Consider the following 17,938-nt stretch of genomic DNA (forward strand, 5'->3'; position numbering starts at 1 on the left):
TCCGACATCGGCGCGGAAAAATTCAAACGATGCCCAGCCGTGCGGGCACCGGTACGTTGCGGGCGCGGATGTCTGCGCCCTGGCGGTTTCAGGTCTCGGTGGCGATTTCGGTTGCGTCGAAGCCGGACTCGTCGTCGGACTCATCGCCGGGTTCGAAACTGCCGATCGCGCGCGTCGGCTCGCTCACCATGCGTCGCAGCAGCGACACGTAATGGCGCGCCAGTTGTTCGACGAATTCCGCGTCGTAGACGTCGAGCGCATACGCAAACACGCACTCCAGCCCGCGCGCATCGCGCAGCACATCGAGCGCCAGCTCGAAGCGCACGACGCCGGGATCCGCATCGAGCAGTTCGCAGCGCACGCCGTCCAGATCCTGCTCGGCGGCGAAGGCATCCTGATAGAGGAACTTCACCTGCGTGAGCGGATTGCCCGCCGTGTGGCGCTGCGGCTGCAGTTCGGCGACCAGGCGGTCGAACGGCACGTCGCTGTTCGCCTGCGCGCCGATGCTGTCGGCGCGCACCTGATGCAGCAGATCGACGAACGAGTCCGCGCCCGAGATGCGCGCACGCATCACCAGCGTGTTGACGAAGAAGCCGATCAATCCTTCGGTCTCCACACGATTGCGACCGGCCACCGGAATCGCGACCGGCACGTCAGCGGCGCCGCTGTACTGATAGAGCAGCACGTCGAACGCGGCCAGCAGCACCATGAAGAGCGTGGCGCCTTCGTCGAGCGCGAGCGCTTCGGCCTGCGCGCACACGCGCTGCGGCACGCGGATCAGATGGCGCGCCCCGTCGGGCCGGAACGCCTGGCTGCGGTCGTGCAGGCCCGGCAGGTCCATGAGCGTGCGCAGGCCCGCGAGCCGCTCGCGCCAGTAGCCCATCTGCCGTTCGAGCACGGCGGCTCCGCCCTGCTCGACCCAGTCGCGCTGCCAGCTTGCATAGTCGAGATACTGGACCGGCAGCGCGGGCAGATCCGCCTGCGTGCCCGCACGCGCCGCGCGATAGAGCGCCGCGAATTCGCGCAGCAGCACCTCGATCGACCAGCCGTCCGAGACGATGTGATGGAGCACGAGATGCAGCACATGACGCTGGGGCGCCAGGCGCGCGAGCGTGACGCGCAGCAGCGGTCCGTTTTCGAGATCGAACGGCGCGCGGGCATTGCGGATCAGTTGCGCGCGCAACGCATCGGCATCGAGCGCCGATGCGTCGAGCGTGTCCCATTGCCAGGCGGCATGCGCCTCGGCTGCGGGCAGCGCGTGCTGACGCGGCGTGTCCTCGCGGCCCGAAAAGCGCGTGCGCAGCACCGCATGGCGCGCGACCAGCGCGTCAAACGCCGCGCGCACGGCTTGCGCGTCCAGCGCACCTTCGCATTGCAGCGCGCCCGAGACGTTGTAGGCGGCGCTATCGGGATCGAGTTGCCAGAGGAACCACAGGCGCTCCTGCGCGAGCGAAAGCGGTGCGGATTGCACCGATTGCGCCGATTGCACCGATCGCGCCACCAGCGTGGGTGACGCGTCATCGCGCGCGCCGCCGTCTTGCCAATGCGCGTCGAGCGCGGCGGCCAGATCGGCCAGCACCGGATGGCTGAACAGCAGTTCGAGCGGCACCTCGCGGCCAAACGCGTCGCGCAGGCGCGACATCGTGCGCAACGCCAGCAGCGAATGGCCGCCGAGCGCGAAAAAGTCGCCGCCGACGCCCGGCGCGTCGATGCGCAGCACGTCCGCCCAGACGGTCGAGATCGTTCGCTCGGTGTCGCTGCGCGGCGCCGCGCCCGTGGTCTGCGCCGCCTCCACCGATTCGGGCGGGGGCAGCGCGCGGCGATCGAGCTTGCCGTTGACCGTGAGCGGCAGGACGTCGAGCAGGACAAACGCCGACGGCACCATGTACGCGGGCATGCGCGCCGCGACCCAGTCGCGCAGCGCGGTGCTCAGTGCGGTGGTTTGAACTTCGGCATCGGCGGGCACGACCCACGCGACGAGGCGCAGGCCCACGCCCGCGTTGTCCGGCACCGCGAGCACGGCCGCCTCGCGCACCGCCGGATGGCCATACAGCACGGCCTGGACTTCGCCGGGCTCGATCCGATAACCGCGAATCTTCACCTGGAAGTCGCTGCGGCCGATGTATTCGGGCTCGCCCGTCGGCAGGCCGCGCGCCAGATCGCCCGACGCGTAGAGACGGCTGCCGGGCGCGCCGTGCGGGTCCGGCACGAAGCGCTCGGCGGTGAGACCGGGCCGCCCGAGATAGCCGCGCGCGACGCCCGGCCCGCCCACGTACAGCGAGCCCACGCCGCCCAGCGGCGCGGCGTTGACGTCGCGGTCGAGCAGGCGCAACTGGAGGTCGCGCATCGGCTCGCCGATCAGGCTGCGCGGCACCTCGGCGGTGATTTCCGCTTCGCCCAGCACGCGGTAGGTCACGTGCACCGTGGTTTCGGTGATGCCGTACATATTGACGATGCGCGGCTGCGGCAGACCGGCGCGCGCGCGGCCCACGTACCAGCGCGCAAGCGCGCCCGGTTCGAGCTTCTCGCCCGCGAACACGATGGCGCGCACGCGGGTGAACGGCGTGCTGGCGTCGGCATCGACCTGCATCAGCGGCATGAACGCCGACGGCGTCTGGTTCAGCACCGTCACGCCCTCGCGGCACAGGAGCGCGTGGAATGCGGCAGCGTCGCGCGCCACCTGCGCGGGCACGACCACGAGCCGCCCGCCGTGCGTGAGCGCGCCGAACAGCTCCCATACCGACACGTCGAACGCATAGGCGTGGAACAGCGGCCAGACGTCGTGCTCGTCGAAGGCGTACCAGTGGCGCGTGGCGTCGAACAGGCGCGCGACGTTGCGATGCGTGACCGCCACGCCCTTCGGCCGCCCCGTCGAGCCGGACGTGTAGATCACGTAGGCGAGCTGTTCGGGATGGACGGGCGGCGCGGCGAACGGCGCTTGCGCATCGCCGGGATCGGCGCGCTGCGGATCGCAGGCGTCGGCCATCACGCACGCGCGGCCCTCGAACACGGCGGGCAGTTGCGCGCGGCTGGCGTCGTCGCCGACCAGCGCGGCGAGGCGCGCATCGGCGGCCACATCGAGCAGGCGCTCCTGCGGGTACGCCGGGTCGAGCGGCACGTAGGCCGCGCCCGCCTTGAGCACGCCAAGCAAAGCCGCGACGAGTCCGACCGAGCGCTCCATGCACACGCCCACACGATCCTCGCGGCCAATGCCGAGCGCCGCCAGCCGCGCCGCGATACGGTCGGACCAGGCCGCGAGCGTGCGGTAGTCGATGCGGCGCTGCGCGTCGGCGACGGCTTCGGCGTGCGGGCGGCGCTGCGCCTGCGCGGCGATGCGCTGCGTGACGGATTCGAACGGCGTCGCCGGGACGACGGGTGCGGCCAGTTCATGCGCCTGCGGCGAGGCGTCGGCCACGAGTTGCGCGAGCGGCTCGTCGCGCGCCTGCGCCAGACGCGCGGTGAGCGCCGCGAAATCGCCGATCAGACGCTCGACCGTCACGCGGTCGAACAGGCGTTCGTCCCATGTGCACTGGATCTCGATGGCCGCGCCCATGACGAAGCTCACGGTCAACGGGAAATGCGGGCGCTCGCGCACGTCCACCCCGGCGACCCACGGGGCCGCTGCATGGGCGTCGCGCAACGCGGCATCGACGGGATAGTTTTCGACGGCGAGCAGCGTGTCGAACAGCGCCTCGTTGCCCTGCGCCGCCCAGCGCTGCACCTGCGCAAGCGACGTCGTTTCGTGCTCGCGCAGCTCGGCGACCTGTTGCTGGAGCGCCTGGAGCCACTGCGCGGCGCGCATGCGGCCCGGCACGTCGATCCACAGCGGCAGACTGTTGATGAAGAGGCCGACGGCCTGCTGCGCACCGCGCAGCGTCGCCGGACGCCCCGCCACCGCCGTGCCGAACACGGCCTGGCGACGGTAGCCCGCGCGCGCCAGCACGCACGCCCACGCCGCATGAGCGAGCGTGCCCGGCGTCACGCGCTGGCGCTGCGCGCCTTCCAGAACCCGCGTGTGCGTAGCGGCGTCGAGCGAAAGCGTGTGACGGCCAATGCCGTCGCACGGCGCGAGCGGCGCGCCCAGGCTTTCGACCAGACGCGCGGGTTCGTCGGCGCGCGCCAGTTGGGTGCGCCACCAGGTCTCGGCGTGCTGTTGCGAGGAAGGTTGCGCGCCGCGACGGCGCAGCCACGCGATATAGCCGCGCCAGGCCGTGTCGGGCGCGCTTTCGTTGACCGTTTGGGCACGGCACGCCTGCAGCACTTCGGCAAGCAGCGTCGAGGCGCTCCAGCCGTCGAGAATCGCGTGATGATGCGTCCACACGAGGTCATGGCGGCCATCGGGCCGCGCGAACAGCGCGACGCGCATCAGCGGCGCCTGCGCCATGTCGAAGGGCGTGCGCTCGTCGGCGTCGCGCCATGCGGCGAGGCGGGCCTCGTAGGCATCGGCGTCGAGCGCGGACCAGTCGTGCGCCTGCCACGGCAGCGCCGCCGCGCGGGCCACGACCTGCAACGCGGCATGGGTGCCGAGCCAGCGGAAACCCGTGCGCAGCACCGGATGACGCGCGACGGCCGCCAGCCACGCGTCGCGCAGCGTTTGCTGCGCGACGCCGCCCGCCAGCGTGAGACGCATCTGGTTCACATAGAGGCTTTCGTCGCGACGCGACAGCGAGTGGATCAACAAGCCTTGCTGAAGCTCCGTCGCGGCGTACACGTCCTCGGTCGCCGCCGGATCGAGCGCGAGTTGCGCAAGCTGGGCGGCGTCGAGATCGGCATCGGGGAAATCGGCGGGCGTGAATGCGCATTCGGCATCGAGCGCTTGCGCGCCTTCGCAGCGCCGCACCAGCGCGTCGAGTTGCGCGCCGAACCTGTCGAGCAAGGCCGCCGCCGTCGCGTCCGGCACGCGCGCGGGATCGTAGTCCCACGTCAGCGACAGCACGCCGTTGACGATCATCGCGTTGACGTCGAGCGCGTAGTGCGCGGGCGCAGCCGCGCGCATCGCGCCGGGCGTTTCGCTGGTGAAGGCGAGGCGGTGCGCGGGATCGGCAGCGCTTTCGCGCTCGAAGCGGCCCAGGTAGTTGAACGCGACGGCGGGATGGGGCGGGCGTCGATCGCCGCTGGCTTGCGCGCGCCGCAACATGCCGTAGTGCAGACCGCCTTCGTGGACCGCGCGCAGGCTCGACTTCACGGCGCGCAGCGTGGCGAGCGCATCCTCGTGCGCGCTCAGCACGACGGGATAGCGCGTCGTGAACCAGCCCACGGTCTCGCTCGTATCGAGATCGGCGTCGAGCGGCGCGCGGCCATGGCCTTCGAGTTCGATCGCGTGACGCGGCGCGCCGCTCCAGCCGTGCAGCGTGCGCACGAGCGCCGCGAGCAGGACTTCGTCGGCGCGCAACCGCAGCGCGCGCGGCGCGGCGTCGATCAGGCGCTGCGTCGAGTGCGCATCCCACGACCAGGCGAGCGTGCGCGGCGCTTCATTCGCACCCTGCGGCTGGGCGAGCGGCAGCACCGGAGCGTCGGCGAGCGCGCTTGCCACGTCCTGCCACAGCGTCGCTTCGTGCGCGAGGTCGAGCGCATCGGCGTAGCGCTGCTGCGCCTGGACCCACGCGCTCCACGGCAGTTGAACCGCGTGCGCGGCAGCGTCCGCATCGGATGCGCACAGCCGTTCCAGATCGGCGGCGATCACGCGCCACGACACGCCATCGACAGCGAGGTGATGCGCGGCGAGCAGCAGCCGACGCCGCCCGCCCTGCGGCTCTTCGACGAGCGCGGCGGCGAACAGCCGTGCGCTGCCGAGGTCGAAGCCGCGCTGCACGGCGTCGCAGACTTCGGCAAGACGCGCGTCCCATTCGTGCGCGTGCGCGACCTGCACATGCGTCAGCACGGCATGCGCATCGAGATCGGCGGCCGGCACGACTTGCTGCTGCCATGCGCCGTCCGCCTGGCGGGTAAAGCGCAGGCGCAGCGCTTCGTGCCGCGCGCGCAGCGCTCGCAACGCGGTGTCGAGGCGCGCGGCTGTCAGCGCGCGGCCCGGTTCGAGCAGCACGGCCTGATTCCAGTGCGGCTCGCCGTGCGGGAAGGTTTCGAAGAAGGCGTGCTGGATCGGCGTGAGCGGCAACGCGCCGCCCACCGCACCCGCGCCCGGCATGGCGGCGGCCGCGCTCGCGACGGCGGCGAGCGTGGCCGGCGTCGGGTGCTCGAAGACCTGGCGCGGCGTCACGCGCAAACCGGCTTCGCGCGCACGCGACACGATCTGCAAGGTGAGGATCGAGTCGCCGCCGAGCTGGAAAAAGTCGTCCGTCGGCGACACCGACGCGCGGCCCAGCACACTCGCCCAAATGTCGAGCAGCCGCGCCAGCGCCGAGCCAGGCACGATATCGGCACACGCAGCATGATCGCCCCCTGCGGCAGCGTGTGTCTGGGTGTCGGGCGCGGGCAGCGCGCGGCGGTCGATCTTGCCCGAAGGCGTGAGCGGCAGCGCCGGCAGCACGACCAGCGCGGCGGGCACCATGTACGCGGGCAGGCGGCGCTGGAGTTCGGCGTTCAGGTCCGAAGCATCGATTTCGGCGTCCCCGGCGACATAGCCGACGAGCCGCGCGGGCGCACCGTCTTCGCGCAGCACCACGACGGCGTCGCGCACGCCCGCGCAGCGGCGCAGCACCGTTTCGATTTCCGCGGGTTCGATCCGGTGGCCGCGCAGCTTGATCTGCTGGTCGAGCCGGCCCAGATAGGCAATGCGTCCGTCGCTGTGCACGCGGCACAGGTCGCCGGTGCGATAGAGGCGCGCGCCGTGGCCGGCGGGATCGGGCACGAAGCGCTCCGCCGTCTGCGCGGCGCGTCCCAGGTAGCCGCGCGCGAGATTGTCCCCGCCGATGCACAGCTCGCCGATGCCGCCCGCCGCCACCGCCTCGCCCGTGCGGCCGAGCACGCGCAGCCGGTTGCGCGGCAAGCCCCGGCCAATCGTCACGGGCCGATCTGCCGCCACGCGCGCGCCGAGCGAATAGATCGTCGTTTCGGTCGGGCCGTAGAGATTCCAGAGGTCGACGCCGCGCTCGATCAGCGCGCCCGCGAGATCGGGCGCCAGCGCCTCGCCGCCGCTCAATCCTTGCAGGCATGCGCCCGGCCTGACGCCCTGCCAGCCACCCGCGAGCAGCAGTTTCCAGCCCGACGGCGTCGCCTGGAACACCGTCGCGCCGCTCGCATCGAGCAACGCCGCGAGGCGTTCGCCGTCGCGCTGCGTCTCGCGACTGGCGAGTTCGATGCACGCGCCCACCGTCAGCGGCAAGAACAGTTCGAGCAACGAAATATCGAACGACGCCGAGGTGGCCGCGAGCCAGACATCGGCGGGCGTGAGGCCGAGCGCCTCGCGCATCGCCTGCATCAGGCCGTCAAACGCGCCGTGCGGCAGCGCGACACCCTTGGGCGTGCCCGTCGAGCCGGACGTGTAGATCACATAGGCCGTGTGCGCCGGGTCGATGGCGTCATGTTCGAACGGATCGCTATCGTTATCGTTGCCGGCTTCGGCACGCAGCGCGGCAGCGTCGAGCAGATGCAGATCCGCGCCGATTTCGCGCAGCCGCGCAGCGCCCTCGGCATCGACGATGCAGTGGCGCACGCGCGCATCGCGCAACATCGCGCCGATGCGCTGCGCCGGATAGTCGGGGTCGAGCGGCAGATACGCGGCGCCCGCCGCGAACACGCCGACGCCCGAGGCGATCAGCGCAGCCGAGCGGCCCACGCACACGCCCACGCATTCGTCGGCGCGCACGCCGCCGCGTTGCAGGCCGCGCGCGATGCGGCGCGACCAGCGCGCAAGTTCGGCGTAGCTCAGCGCGTCGCCGTCACAGGTCACGGCGCGCGCGTCGGGCGTTTGCCGCGCCATGCGCGCGAAGCGTCGATGCATCGGCTCGAAGCGCGGCTCGCGCAATGCGGCGTCGGAGTTCGTGTGCGCGCCATCGTCAGGTAACAGATCGGCGAGCGTGAGCGTGGCGGACCCATGCGTCGCGGCGATGGCTTCGAGCACCGTGACATATTGATCGAGCAGGCGCTGCGCGGCGGGCGCAGTGAGACGCTGCGCGCGATAGTCGAGGACCACGCGCACCGACTCGCCGCTGCGCACCACGTTGAGCGTCAAGTCGAACTGCGCGCTGCCCCACGGCTCCTCGACGGTCTCGACCGCCAGCGTCCCCGCCCGCCACACGCCTGCGGGCACGATCTGCTCGTTGAACATGACGTTGAAAAGCGGCGTCGCGGCGGGATCACGCGCGGGCGCGAGCAGATCGACGACTTCGGCGAACGGCAGTTCGCGATGGCCGAGCGCCTCGATCACGCGCGCGCCGACCTGCGCGAGCAGCGCATCGACGCTCATGCGCGGTTCGGCCTCCACGCGCACCACGGCGCTGTTGACGAGATAGCCGACGCGCCGTTCGGTGGCCGCATCGCGCAGGCTCACCGGCATGCCGATACGCAGGTCCGCCTGCTCGTTCAGGCGGTACAGCAGCGCCGCGAACCCGGTGAGAAGGCCCGCGAAGGCGCTCGCGCCTTGCGCGCGCGACCAGGCCGCGAGTTGCGCGGTCAGCGCGGCGCTCAGGCTGCGGGCGACACGCGCGCCGTGGCCGTGGGCGGCGGGTGCTGCGGGTGACGCCGCCGGTTGCTTTTGCGGCAGCGGCGCGTCGCCCGCTTCTTCGGGCAACACCGTGCGCGGATGCGCGGTGCCGAGCCGTTCGCGCCAGTACGCGCGTTGTGCGTCGAGATCGACGCGCGCCGCCGAAGCCGCACAATCCGCAGCGAATTCAATGGGCGCGTCGAGCGCGGCGGCGTCCGCGCACGCGGCGTCATAGGCCGCGACCAGATCGCGGCACACGACATGCCACGAGGCCGCGTCGCAAACGATGTGATGCGTGACCAGCCCGAGCCGATGTCGCTGCGCATCGATGCGCGCCAGCGTGGCGCGCAGCAGTGGGCCGTGCGTGAGGTCGAAGGGGCGCGCGGCGGCTTCCGCGAGCGTGTTGCTTACGTCCGTAGCATCGGCGCTATCGACGTTATCGAATGCTTGCCACTCGAACGAGGCGTCCTCGACAACGCTGCGCACCGGCACGCCATCGCGCTCGTCGAAGCGCGCGCGCAGTTCCGGGTGGCGCGCGAGCGTCACCGCGAGCGCATGGCGCAGCGCGTCGATGCGCAGTGCGCCGCTCAGTTCGAGCGTCGCGCTCACGTGATACGCGGGATCGCGCGGATCGACGCGCCACAGAAACCACAAGGCGCGCTGGCCCGCCGAGATGCGCGCGTCGGCGGGCTGCGGCGCCTCATCGGCAATGACAGGCCTGGCGCCGCTCACGCCCAGCACCCCGAACTCGTCCACAAGCATCGCTGCCTGCGCGCGCACGGTGCGCCGCACGAACAACGCGCCGACCGGAACCGTCACGCCGAACGCCGCGCCCAGCGCCGCCGCCAGCCGCACCGCCGCAATCGACTGACCGCCCGCCGCGAAGAAGTCCGTATCGGCGTCGAAGTGAATTTCGGCGTCGTCCATGGCGGGCAGCGCGTCACGCCAGCATTGCGCGACACGCGCCTGAATCTCGACATTTTGTTCGGATGCCTGATCGCTTGACGGCTCGCCAGAATTGGTCGAACGCGCATCCAGAACGGCAAACGGCGTCAGCGTGCCCGCGTTCCACATCGGCAGACAGGCGCTGCGCTGCAGCTTGCCGCTCGACGTGCGCGGCAATTCGCCCGGTTCGAGCAGCAGCGCAAGCGCCACGTCCTGCTGGAAACACTCACCGACAGCCCGCTGAAGCTGCGCGAACAGCGCCTGTTCTCCGGCTTCGCGGCGCTTGCCGCGCGCGACTTCGGCGGCCAGACCGATGCCTTCGCCGCCGTCGGGACGCACCACCGGAAACGCGCTCACGCGGCCGCGCCGCACCCAGTCGAGCGCATCGCCAACCGCCGCCTCGATATCCTGCGGATAGAGATTCTGCCCGTGAATGACGATCAGATCCTTCGCGCGCCCGCACACATGCAAACGTCCCTCGACCAGAAAGCCGAGATCGCCCGTGCGCAGCCAGCGCCCGCCCGCGAGCGGATGCGCGACGAAGGCCGCGTCGGTCGCTTCCGGATTACGCCAGTAGCCTTGCGCGATGCTCGGGCCTTGCACCCAGATTTCGCCGATTTCGCCGTCTGTGCGCAGTTCGAGCGTGCGCGGATCGACAATCGCCAGCGCGTGTTGCGACGCGGTCACGCCGCAGTCGACGATTGCCTGGTGGTCCGCGTCATCGTGGTCGCGCTCGCGGTCGTGCTCGACCGCGCGTGCCTGACCTTCCGCCAGCGCAGCCGCGAGAAAGCGGCGCGGCGGCGCACCGCCGCCCGCGCGCACGCCCGTCACGAGCAGCGTCGCTTCGGCCAGGCCGTAGCACGGATAGAGCGCGGCGGCGTCGAAGCCGCATGGCGCGAAACGCGCGGCGAAGCCGTCGAGCGTCGCCTGGCGGATCGGCTCCGCGCCGCAGAACGCGACGCGCCAGCTACGCAGATCGAGCGCGCCGAGTTGCGCGTCGCGCACGCGGTCGAGGCACAGCCGGTACGCGAAATCGGGGCCGCCGCTCACGCTCGCGCGTTCGCGCGCGATCGCCGCGAGCCAGCGCGCGGGGCGTTCGAGGAAATGCTGCGGCGTCATCAGCGTGACCGGGAAGCCGCATACGAGCGGCGACAGCAAGCCGCCGATCAAACCCATGTCGTGATAGAGCGGCAGCCAGCTCAGCATGCGGTCGGCGGCGGTATAGGCCATCGACCCGGCAATCGCGTCGATGTTCGCGCACAGATTGCCGTGCGAGACCATGACGCCCTTGGGCGCGGACGTCGAACCCGAGGTGTATTGCAGGAAAGCAAGCGCCTGTGGATCGCCTTTCTCGACACAAAAGGCGCCTTCATGAAGCGCGCGCGGATCCACCAGACGCGTACTGGCGAGCGCGTCGCGCAAGCCCGCCGCGTCGATCAGCGCGCGGCCCGCTTCCTCCACGATGGCGATGGCGGGGTTGCAGTCGGCGGCCATCGCGCGCAGACGCGCCACATGCGCGCCCTGTCCCGCCTCGGGCGGATAGGCGGGCACGGCGATCTGCCCGGCGTACTGGCAGGCGAGAAAAGCGATCACGTAGTCAAGGCTCGTCGGCAGCAGGATCAGCACGCGCTCGCCGGCGGGCGCGGCGGCGCGCAGCGTCTGCGCGAGCGAGCGGGCCCGGGCGTCCAGTTGCACGTAACTGAGTTCGTGAACGGTGCTCTCGCCATCGGCCAGAAAACGCACGGCGGTCTGTTGCGGGCGTTGCGCGAGATGCACCTGCAGCGCGGTCACCAGATCGCGCGCGGGGGCACAAACGGCATCGGCGCTCGCGTCGGCGCGGCTGCCAAAATGGTTACTCAAAGGCATCTTGCTCTCCTGATATCCGCCGTTTCACGTTGACGGGCGCGCGCGCAGGCAGCGGCCCGGAAACGATCCGTGAGTCCCCATGCGCCGCATCGCGGGCACGGGTCATAGAAGTCACTGCGGGGGAAAGCCCGGCGCACTCGTGGGAGCGCCGTGTGCGGGTCGATGAGGACCGTCGCCGGATACCCTGCCCGCCGCGCGCGTCCTGCAGGCGGCACGGTCGGTCAGGGTCTCCGGGGATACTGCGTCAGTGCGGGAAGCAGATCGGCAAGCCGCCGTGCGGATGCGCGATCGTGCCCATCCGCACGCCATAAATCTCGCCGAGCTTGTCGGCCTGCACGATCTCGTCCACCGGCCCGCTCGCGAGCAGACGGCCGCCCTTGAGCGCAATGAGGTCGTCGCAAAAGCGCGCGGCCATGTTGATGTCGTGCAGCACGACGACCACGCCAAGCCCGCGCTCGCGGCTCAGCGAGCGCACGAGTTCGAGCACTTCGAGCTGATGCGCGATGTCGAGCGCCGAGATCGGCTCGTCGAGCAGCAGACATTCGCTGTCCTGCGCGACCAGCATGGCGAGCCAGGCACGCTGGCGCTCGCCGCCCGAAAGGTTGTCCACGGCACGATCCGCGAAGGCGGTGAGATCGGTGAGGCGGATCGCTTCGTCGACTTTCTCGTGATCGGCGTCGGTAAAGCGGCCGAGCGCGCCGTGCCACGGATAGCGGCCCAACGCGACGAGTTCGCGCACCGTCATGGCGTCCGCGGCGGGCGGCTGCTGCGGCAGGTAGGCGACCTTGCGCGCGAATTCGCGGCTGCGCCACTGCGGCAACGCGCGGCCGCCGAAGCGCACCGCACCCGCCGTCGCCGCCATCTGCCGCGCCAGCAGCTTGAGCAGCGTGGACTTGCCCGAGCCGTTGTGGCCGATCAGGCCCGACACGCGTTCGGCCCGCAAATTCAGCGTCAGGGGCGCGAGCAAGGTGCGCTCGCCCACGACGAACGACGCGCCGTCCAGTTCGTACATCGGCGTGGCGCAGCCGTGCGCCCCAGGATTGCCGCCCGAATGGCGCTCCAGCGCCGCTACGTCGTCGCCCGGCGTCATGCCGGATGCCGCTGCCCGATCATTCATGCTTGAAACCCTTAAAACCTTTGCCTGCTGGTTGTTCACTATGCCGCGCCGTCATGCCGACATCTGCGGGCGGGCGTTTTCCTGATGCGTGTCCGCCACCAGATCGCTGCCCTTGCCCGTCGCCACGACCTGGCCGTAATCGAGCTTGATATAGCGGTCGGCGAGATGGAAGAAGCGGTCGTCGTGCGTGATGACGAACACGGTCTTGCCCTTCGCCTTGAGTTGCGGGAGCAGATGCTTGTAGAAAACGTCCTTGAATACGGGGTCCTGGTCGGCGGCCCATTCATCGAACAGATAGAACGGCCGGTCCTCCAGATAGGCCACCAGCAGCGCAAGCCGCTTGCGCTGGCCCTGCGAAAGCTGGGTGGTGGAGAACGTGCCGTCGCTGATGTTGACCTTGTGATCGAGCTGAAGCTCTTCGAGCAGCGTGCGCGCCTTCGCATCCAGCCCGTTCACACGCATACCGAGCAGACTGTCGAACAGGAAGAAATCGCTGAACACCACCGAAAAATGCTGGCGATAGATCTCGCGATGCGCCTCGTCGACCGGCGCGCCGTTGAGCAGGATGCGGCCGCTTTCGGGCGGATACAGCCCGACCAGCATCTTCGCGAGCGTGGTCTTGCCGCTGCCGTTGCCGCCGATCAGATATACAAGCTCGCCCGGCTTGAACGTCAGGTTGATCGGCCCAAGCGTGAATACTTCGTTCTCCTTTTCGCGGAAATAACGATGCGTCGCGCCTTCGAGCGCGATGGTGTCGAACCCGCTCGCGTGCGTGGCGGGATGCATCTTTTCCTCGGGGAGATCGGCGTTGACCTGCTCGATGCGTTCGAGCGCGACGCGCGCCATGCTCACCGTCGGGATCGCCGAAAGCAGCCCTTCGATCGGCATGATCATGTAGAGGAAGGTCATCGCGTAACCCGACATCACCGCCGGCGACACCGGGAACAGCCGCGCGAGAATGAACAGCGTGCAGCCGATGAACACGAACAGGATCATGTTGCCCCAGCTAGCGGCCGCCGAATTCAGCACGTAGCCGCGGCTGCGCTGCACCCGCACCGCCTCCACGTTCGGCGCGATGATGTCGTCGATGAAGGCCTGCTTGCGCGCCTTGTGCAGCTTCAACTCCTTCGCGCCGTCGAACAGCGCGCGGAAATCCTTGACCAGTTCGTCTTCGCGCTTGCGCGAGCTGCGCAGATGAAACAGCGCCTTCGCGCTGATGAGGTGCGAGCCCGCGATGCCCAGTGCGATTGTCGCGATCGCGCACAGCAAAATGGGCCACGACAGATAGCCGAGATAGGCGAGACAGCCGACGATCACCGCGCCTTGCGTCGCGAGCACCGGCAGATTGACGAAGAACACGACGACGCTGTCCAGATCCTGCGTCAGCACGCCGAGCGGGCGCGCCGAGCCCTGTTTTTCCAGATCCGCAAATGACGCCTCGCCGATGCGGCGAATCGTGCGCATACGCAGCGTGGCCTTCGCGCGCTGGCCGAGTTGCATGAACATCGTCTGCGAAAGCGTGCGCGTGACGAGCACGACCAGGCAGATCGCGAGAAATTCGACGCCCAGACGCGCGAGCCCGTCTCTCGACGCGCTCAGCGCCTGGTTGATCAACGCGACCAGCGCCGCGTTGCCAAGCCCACCCACGATGCTCATGACGAGGGCGATGAGGAGCGTCCCTCGCGAGTTGCGGATGAGGTACAAAAGTAGCGACATGATTTTCTTGTAGTCCTTTTAAGTCTTCCGGGTCCTGTATGCAACAACGTGCTCACGGCGTCACGCCATGGCTACCAGCACGCGGCGCGCACCGGAAAATGGCGCGCGGCCGTGCGACATCAGCAGATTATCGAGCATCATGAGATCGCCTGCGCGCCAGTCGAACGCAAGCATCGTGCGCTCGTAGACATCGCGGATTTCGGCGAGCATCGCGTCGTCGATCGGCGTGCCGTCGCCAAAGAACGCGTGGCGCGGCAATTCCTCCTCCGGGAAGGCGTCGAGCAACGATTCGCGCAGATCGTCAGGCAGGCTCGACACATGGAACAGATGCGCCTGGTTGAACCACACCCTCTCGCCGGTCTGCGGATGCTGGAGTTCGGCCTGGCACACCTGCTTCGTGCGCAGCGCTTCGCCGTCGTCGCCCCATTCGTACTGAATCTGGTTATCGGCGCAAAATGCCTCGACGACCTCGCGCCGGTCGGTATTGAAGACCTTCTGCCACGGCAGATCGAGACCGGTGCCGTAATTGCGCACATACATCACGCGCTTGTCGGCAAACAGCCTGCGCAGCGCGGGGTCGATGCGCTTCCACACTTCACGGCTGTCCGCGACCGGCGTGGCGCCGCCCTGCTGCGCGGCGATGTCGCAATAGAACCAGATCCAGCTCGGCCACTTGAGCGTATACGACTGCTCGTTATGCTGGTCGATCCATTGCGACGCCGGATATTCGGTCGATGAATAAACGCCTTTTTCGACCTGCGAACGCGGCGTCGATCCAAACTCGTAGGACAACAAAGGCTTGCCGAAGCGCGCCGCGTGCGCGTTGAAACCCGCCGCGCCCACCGGCAGCGCGCCGCGAATCAGCACGCCGCCGAACTGGCTCAGCTCGCGCAGCAGCGCGGCGCGAACCTGCGGATCGTCAACGAGTGCATGGGCGTCCAGCCCGTCGCATTCCACGCTCAATACGCGCGTGCCGTGCATTTCGATCACGCGTTCGCGAAAGCCCTCGGGCAGCAACAAGGTAGGTTCGGCAATCGACATGAGCTGGTTTCCTTCGGGTTCCTGAATGGGCGTTGGCTTTGCACTTACTTTCCGACCGAATATTCGATGTCCGCTTCTTCTGCGTTCCCGGCTTCGGCAGGTTGCGTCTTTACGTTCTTGCGTTTGCGGCTCAGGAACGGGCAGCGATCCTGCGCGCGCGCGCTGTCGTCGGCCAGGAAATACTGCTTCCATTCGAGGTTGCCAGGATCGCCATAAAAGCCGAGATCCGGATGCGGCTCGACCTCGTCCCACGTGCGCAAGCGTTCGCGGACCTGATTGCGCGCCTCGCGTCCAATCACTTTGTTGGTGATGGTGTCGACGAACACGGCACGCGGCTGGAACAGCAGCACCATGCCAGGCCCGAGATTGCGGCTATGGCGTTTCGTGAACGACGGACATGCGCACACGACAAACATCTGCACGCCGCCAAACGAGAACTCCCACGCCTCATCGGACGGATCGGGCTGGAAATCCGCGCCGGGAGCCTGGTCCACGTTATGCAGATGCTGGAGCACGCCCCAGAAGTGATCGTGATATTCCTTGTGCGAAAGCGGCGCTTCGTCTGGCTCGAAAAAGATCGCGATGTTATAGCGACGAAATTCGACCTGATCCGCCAGACGCGCGAACGTCGCCATCGTCGCGGGCAGCGTGCTGAGATCCCTGCCGTTGACATACGAATAGAACATCTCGCCGCGCCGCTCGGCGATGGTGCCGAAGAAACACGGGTAGCCATCCGCGAGCACCTGCGAGCGCAGCGTTTCATAGGAGCTGTCGAGCCAGTGAGGCACCGCCGTCAAACCCACCTCGTCTTCGAGGATGACGCGCGCTCGCCAGTCGCTCACCTCGCGTTTGCGGCTCTGCAGCGCATCCGCGCTTTTATTTTCAGCCTGCATGACCCTCTCCATCTAAACGGTTTCTGTCCGGGTTAGCTGTCTGCGCGGCCAATGGCTCGCGCAGCCGAAGACAACCACTCCCGCGGTTCGCGCATGGCGAGCCGACGGGTCAATCAGTCATCCGGATCGTTCGTCGAAAGAACGGAGCTGGGAAAATACTTGCCTGGCAAAAAAACATCCGGACGCGGCCTGGTTAGCTGCCGCGCTTCATAACGTGCTTCATAGCGTGCTTCGCGTCGTTTTTTACATCGAGATTCAGGCGGCCACCGCCGTTGCTGTGGGAGATGCATCAGACGCGGGCGCACCGTCGAGCAGTTCGGCGATCCACTCCTCCGGAATGATCGGCTGATCGTAGGTGCATTCCGGACACACCACGGTCGAGCCGTGCAGGCGGCCATCGGGGATCAGCACCTTGTCGCCTTCGCCCATTTCCAGGCGCATGCCGAGATTGCCCCAGAACAGCATCTGCGTGCCCACGCCGCCGCTGCGGATCACCACGAGGCGGTGATCGTTGTGGACATGCGTTGTCGAGCACAGATCGCGCGGTTCGATGAAGGTTTCGCGATCGATCTCCGGACATTCCGCTTCGATGCGCGTGGCGATCTTCGCGGCCCACTCGATGTAGTCGTCGATTGCCGAGAGCCATTTGAGCTGCTCGCCCAGATCCCAGCGGCCGCGCTCCGCGAGCTTTTCGCCCGCGCCGAAACCCTGGCCCACGCGATACAGGCCTTCCGCGCCGTAAGCGCCCTCCACTTGCGCGAGCGCCCGCGAGAACCGAGCGACGAGATCGTCGGTGGCGTGCGCGGCATCGACGCCCGCGCTTCCCGAACCATCGGGTTGCACGAGATGCGGGCAGGCCTTCGCGAGCGCGGCCGAGAACGCCAGCGCTTCCGCTTCGGCCGCGAAGGTCGCGCCGAGCAGCGGGAACGCGCGGTCCGGACGCGTGCCGAGCGCATAGAGCAGATTGGCCTTCGCCATGCTCGTCGGCAGATAGAACTGCCAGTACGAGTGTTCGCGCTGCGTCGCGCCGACGAATCCGGCGACGCGCGCCAGCATCGGATCCGTCGCGGGCGTGCTCGTTTCCGGGCGATCAACGCTCGCGACAAAATCGAAATAGCCCGCTGCCACCGCACGCTCGACCGCCGTGCGGCGCGAGGGCGCCAGGCTGTAGCGCTGGATCATGATGAAGCGCAGGCCTTCGACCAGATAGTCGTTGCGCACGAGCAGCGCAAACATGTCGGCCCAGAATGCCTGTTCGGCCGCCAGAACGGCGCGCAGGCGCTCCGCGTAGCGCGCGGCGGTTTCGCCGCGTTGCCCCTCGCTGCCGAGGAACGTGAAGCCGTAGTGCTCCAGGAACGGACGGATACGCGCGCCGAGCACCTGATTGCGCTCGCCGTAGAACGCGTCGAAACGCGCGAATTCGCCGATGGCAACGTTTGCATCGGCGGCATTCGGTTTCGGCGGGCGCGCGATGCCCACTTCGTTCAACGACATCAGCAAACGCTGCGTCGCCAGCGAAGGCAGACGGCTCACACGATCGGCCGGCACCGGCTTCTTGAATTGCAGGAATTCGAGGTCTTCCGGGCGCAGTGGGCGACGAAAGTAATCCTCATCGAGTTCAAGCTCTTCGACCGCGGCGCTGCGAAACGCGTGATGCGATGCAAAGTCGCGAATCAACGGGAGGATTTCCTCGCGCTGGGCGACATAAGGCGAAAAATCGAAGAGCGCAGACGAGTTGTCCGCCATACAGACCTCCAC

Annotated in this window: 6 protein-coding genes; all 6 read right to left on the reverse strand. The window is 68.6% G+C overall.

Annotation, left to right across the window (positions count from 1 at the left end):
• Nucleotides 1–88 precede the first annotated feature (88 nt).
• The 6 genes from B0G62_RS14145 to B0G62_RS14170 all read right to left on the reverse strand — a co-directional run bounded on the left by B0G62_RS14145 (nt 89) and on the right by B0G62_RS14170 (nt 17,926).
• Entirely contained in the window at nt 89–11,413 is an 11,325-nt protein-coding gene (locus B0G62_RS14145; protein ID WP_103704826.1) for a non-ribosomal peptide synthetase, read from the reverse strand.
• A gap of 244 nt (nt 11,414–11,657) precedes the next feature.
• Complete coding sequence (locus B0G62_RS14150) at nt 11,658–12,425, reverse strand: ATP-binding cassette domain-containing protein (RefSeq protein WP_227473190.1); 768 nt, start codon at nt 12,423–12,425, stop codon at nt 11,658–11,660.
• Between the two features lie 156 nt (nt 12,426–12,581).
• On the reverse strand, nt 12,582–14,246 hold the full coding sequence (locus B0G62_RS14155) for a cyclic peptide export ABC transporter (protein WP_103704828.1): 1,665 nt from the start codon (nt 14,244–14,246) through the stop codon (nt 12,582–12,584).
• Between the two features lie 60 nt (nt 14,247–14,306).
• A complete protein-coding gene (locus tag B0G62_RS14160; RefSeq protein ID WP_103704829.1) occupies nt 14,307–15,287 on the reverse strand; it encodes a TauD/TfdA family dioxygenase in 981 nt (326 codons plus the stop codon).
• 44 nt (nt 15,288–15,331) lie between these two features.
• Nucleotides 15,332–16,180 carry a YqcI/YcgG family protein gene (locus B0G62_RS14165; RefSeq protein WP_103704830.1) on the reverse strand — a complete coding sequence of 283 codons (849 nt, stop codon included), beginning with the start codon at nt 16,178–16,180 and terminating at the stop codon, nt 15,332–15,334.
• A gap of 255 nt (nt 16,181–16,435) precedes the next feature.
• Nucleotides 16,436–17,926, reverse strand: coding sequence for a cupin domain-containing protein (locus tag B0G62_RS14170; RefSeq protein WP_103704831.1), 1,491 nt, complete (start codon nt 17,924–17,926; stop codon nt 16,436–16,438).
• Nucleotides 17,927–17,938 lie beyond the last annotated feature (12 nt).

It is taken from the genome of Paraburkholderia eburnea (genome assembly GCF_002917095.1).
In the GTDB taxonomy this organism is placed as follows: domain Bacteria; phylum Pseudomonadota; class Gammaproteobacteria; order Burkholderiales; family Burkholderiaceae; genus Paraburkholderia; species Paraburkholderia eburnea.

Excerpts from the sequence above, each read along its gene's own strand:
- B0G62_RS14145 (WP_103704826.1), bottom strand. The coding sequence starts at position 11,413 with ATGCCTTTGAGTAACCATTTTGGCAGCCGCGCCGACGCGAGCGCCGAT.
- B0G62_RS14150 (WP_227473190.1), bottom strand. The coding sequence starts at position 12,425 with ATGTACGAACTGGACGGCGCGTCGTTCGTCGTGGGCGAGCGCACCTTG.
- B0G62_RS14155 (WP_103704828.1), bottom strand. The coding sequence starts at position 14,246 with ATGTCGCTACTTTTGTACCTCATCCGCAACTCGCGAGGGACGCTCCTC.
- B0G62_RS14160 (WP_103704829.1), bottom strand. The coding sequence starts at position 15,287 with ATGTCGATTGCCGAACCTACCTTGTTGCTGCCCGAGGGCTTTCGCGAA.
- B0G62_RS14165 (WP_103704830.1), bottom strand. The coding sequence starts at position 16,180 with ATGCAGGCTGAAAATAAAAGCGCGGATGCGCTGCAGAGCCGCAAACGC.
- B0G62_RS14170 (WP_103704831.1), bottom strand. The coding sequence starts at position 17,926 with ATGGCGGACAACTCGTCTGCGCTCTTCGATTTTTCGCCTTATGTCGCC.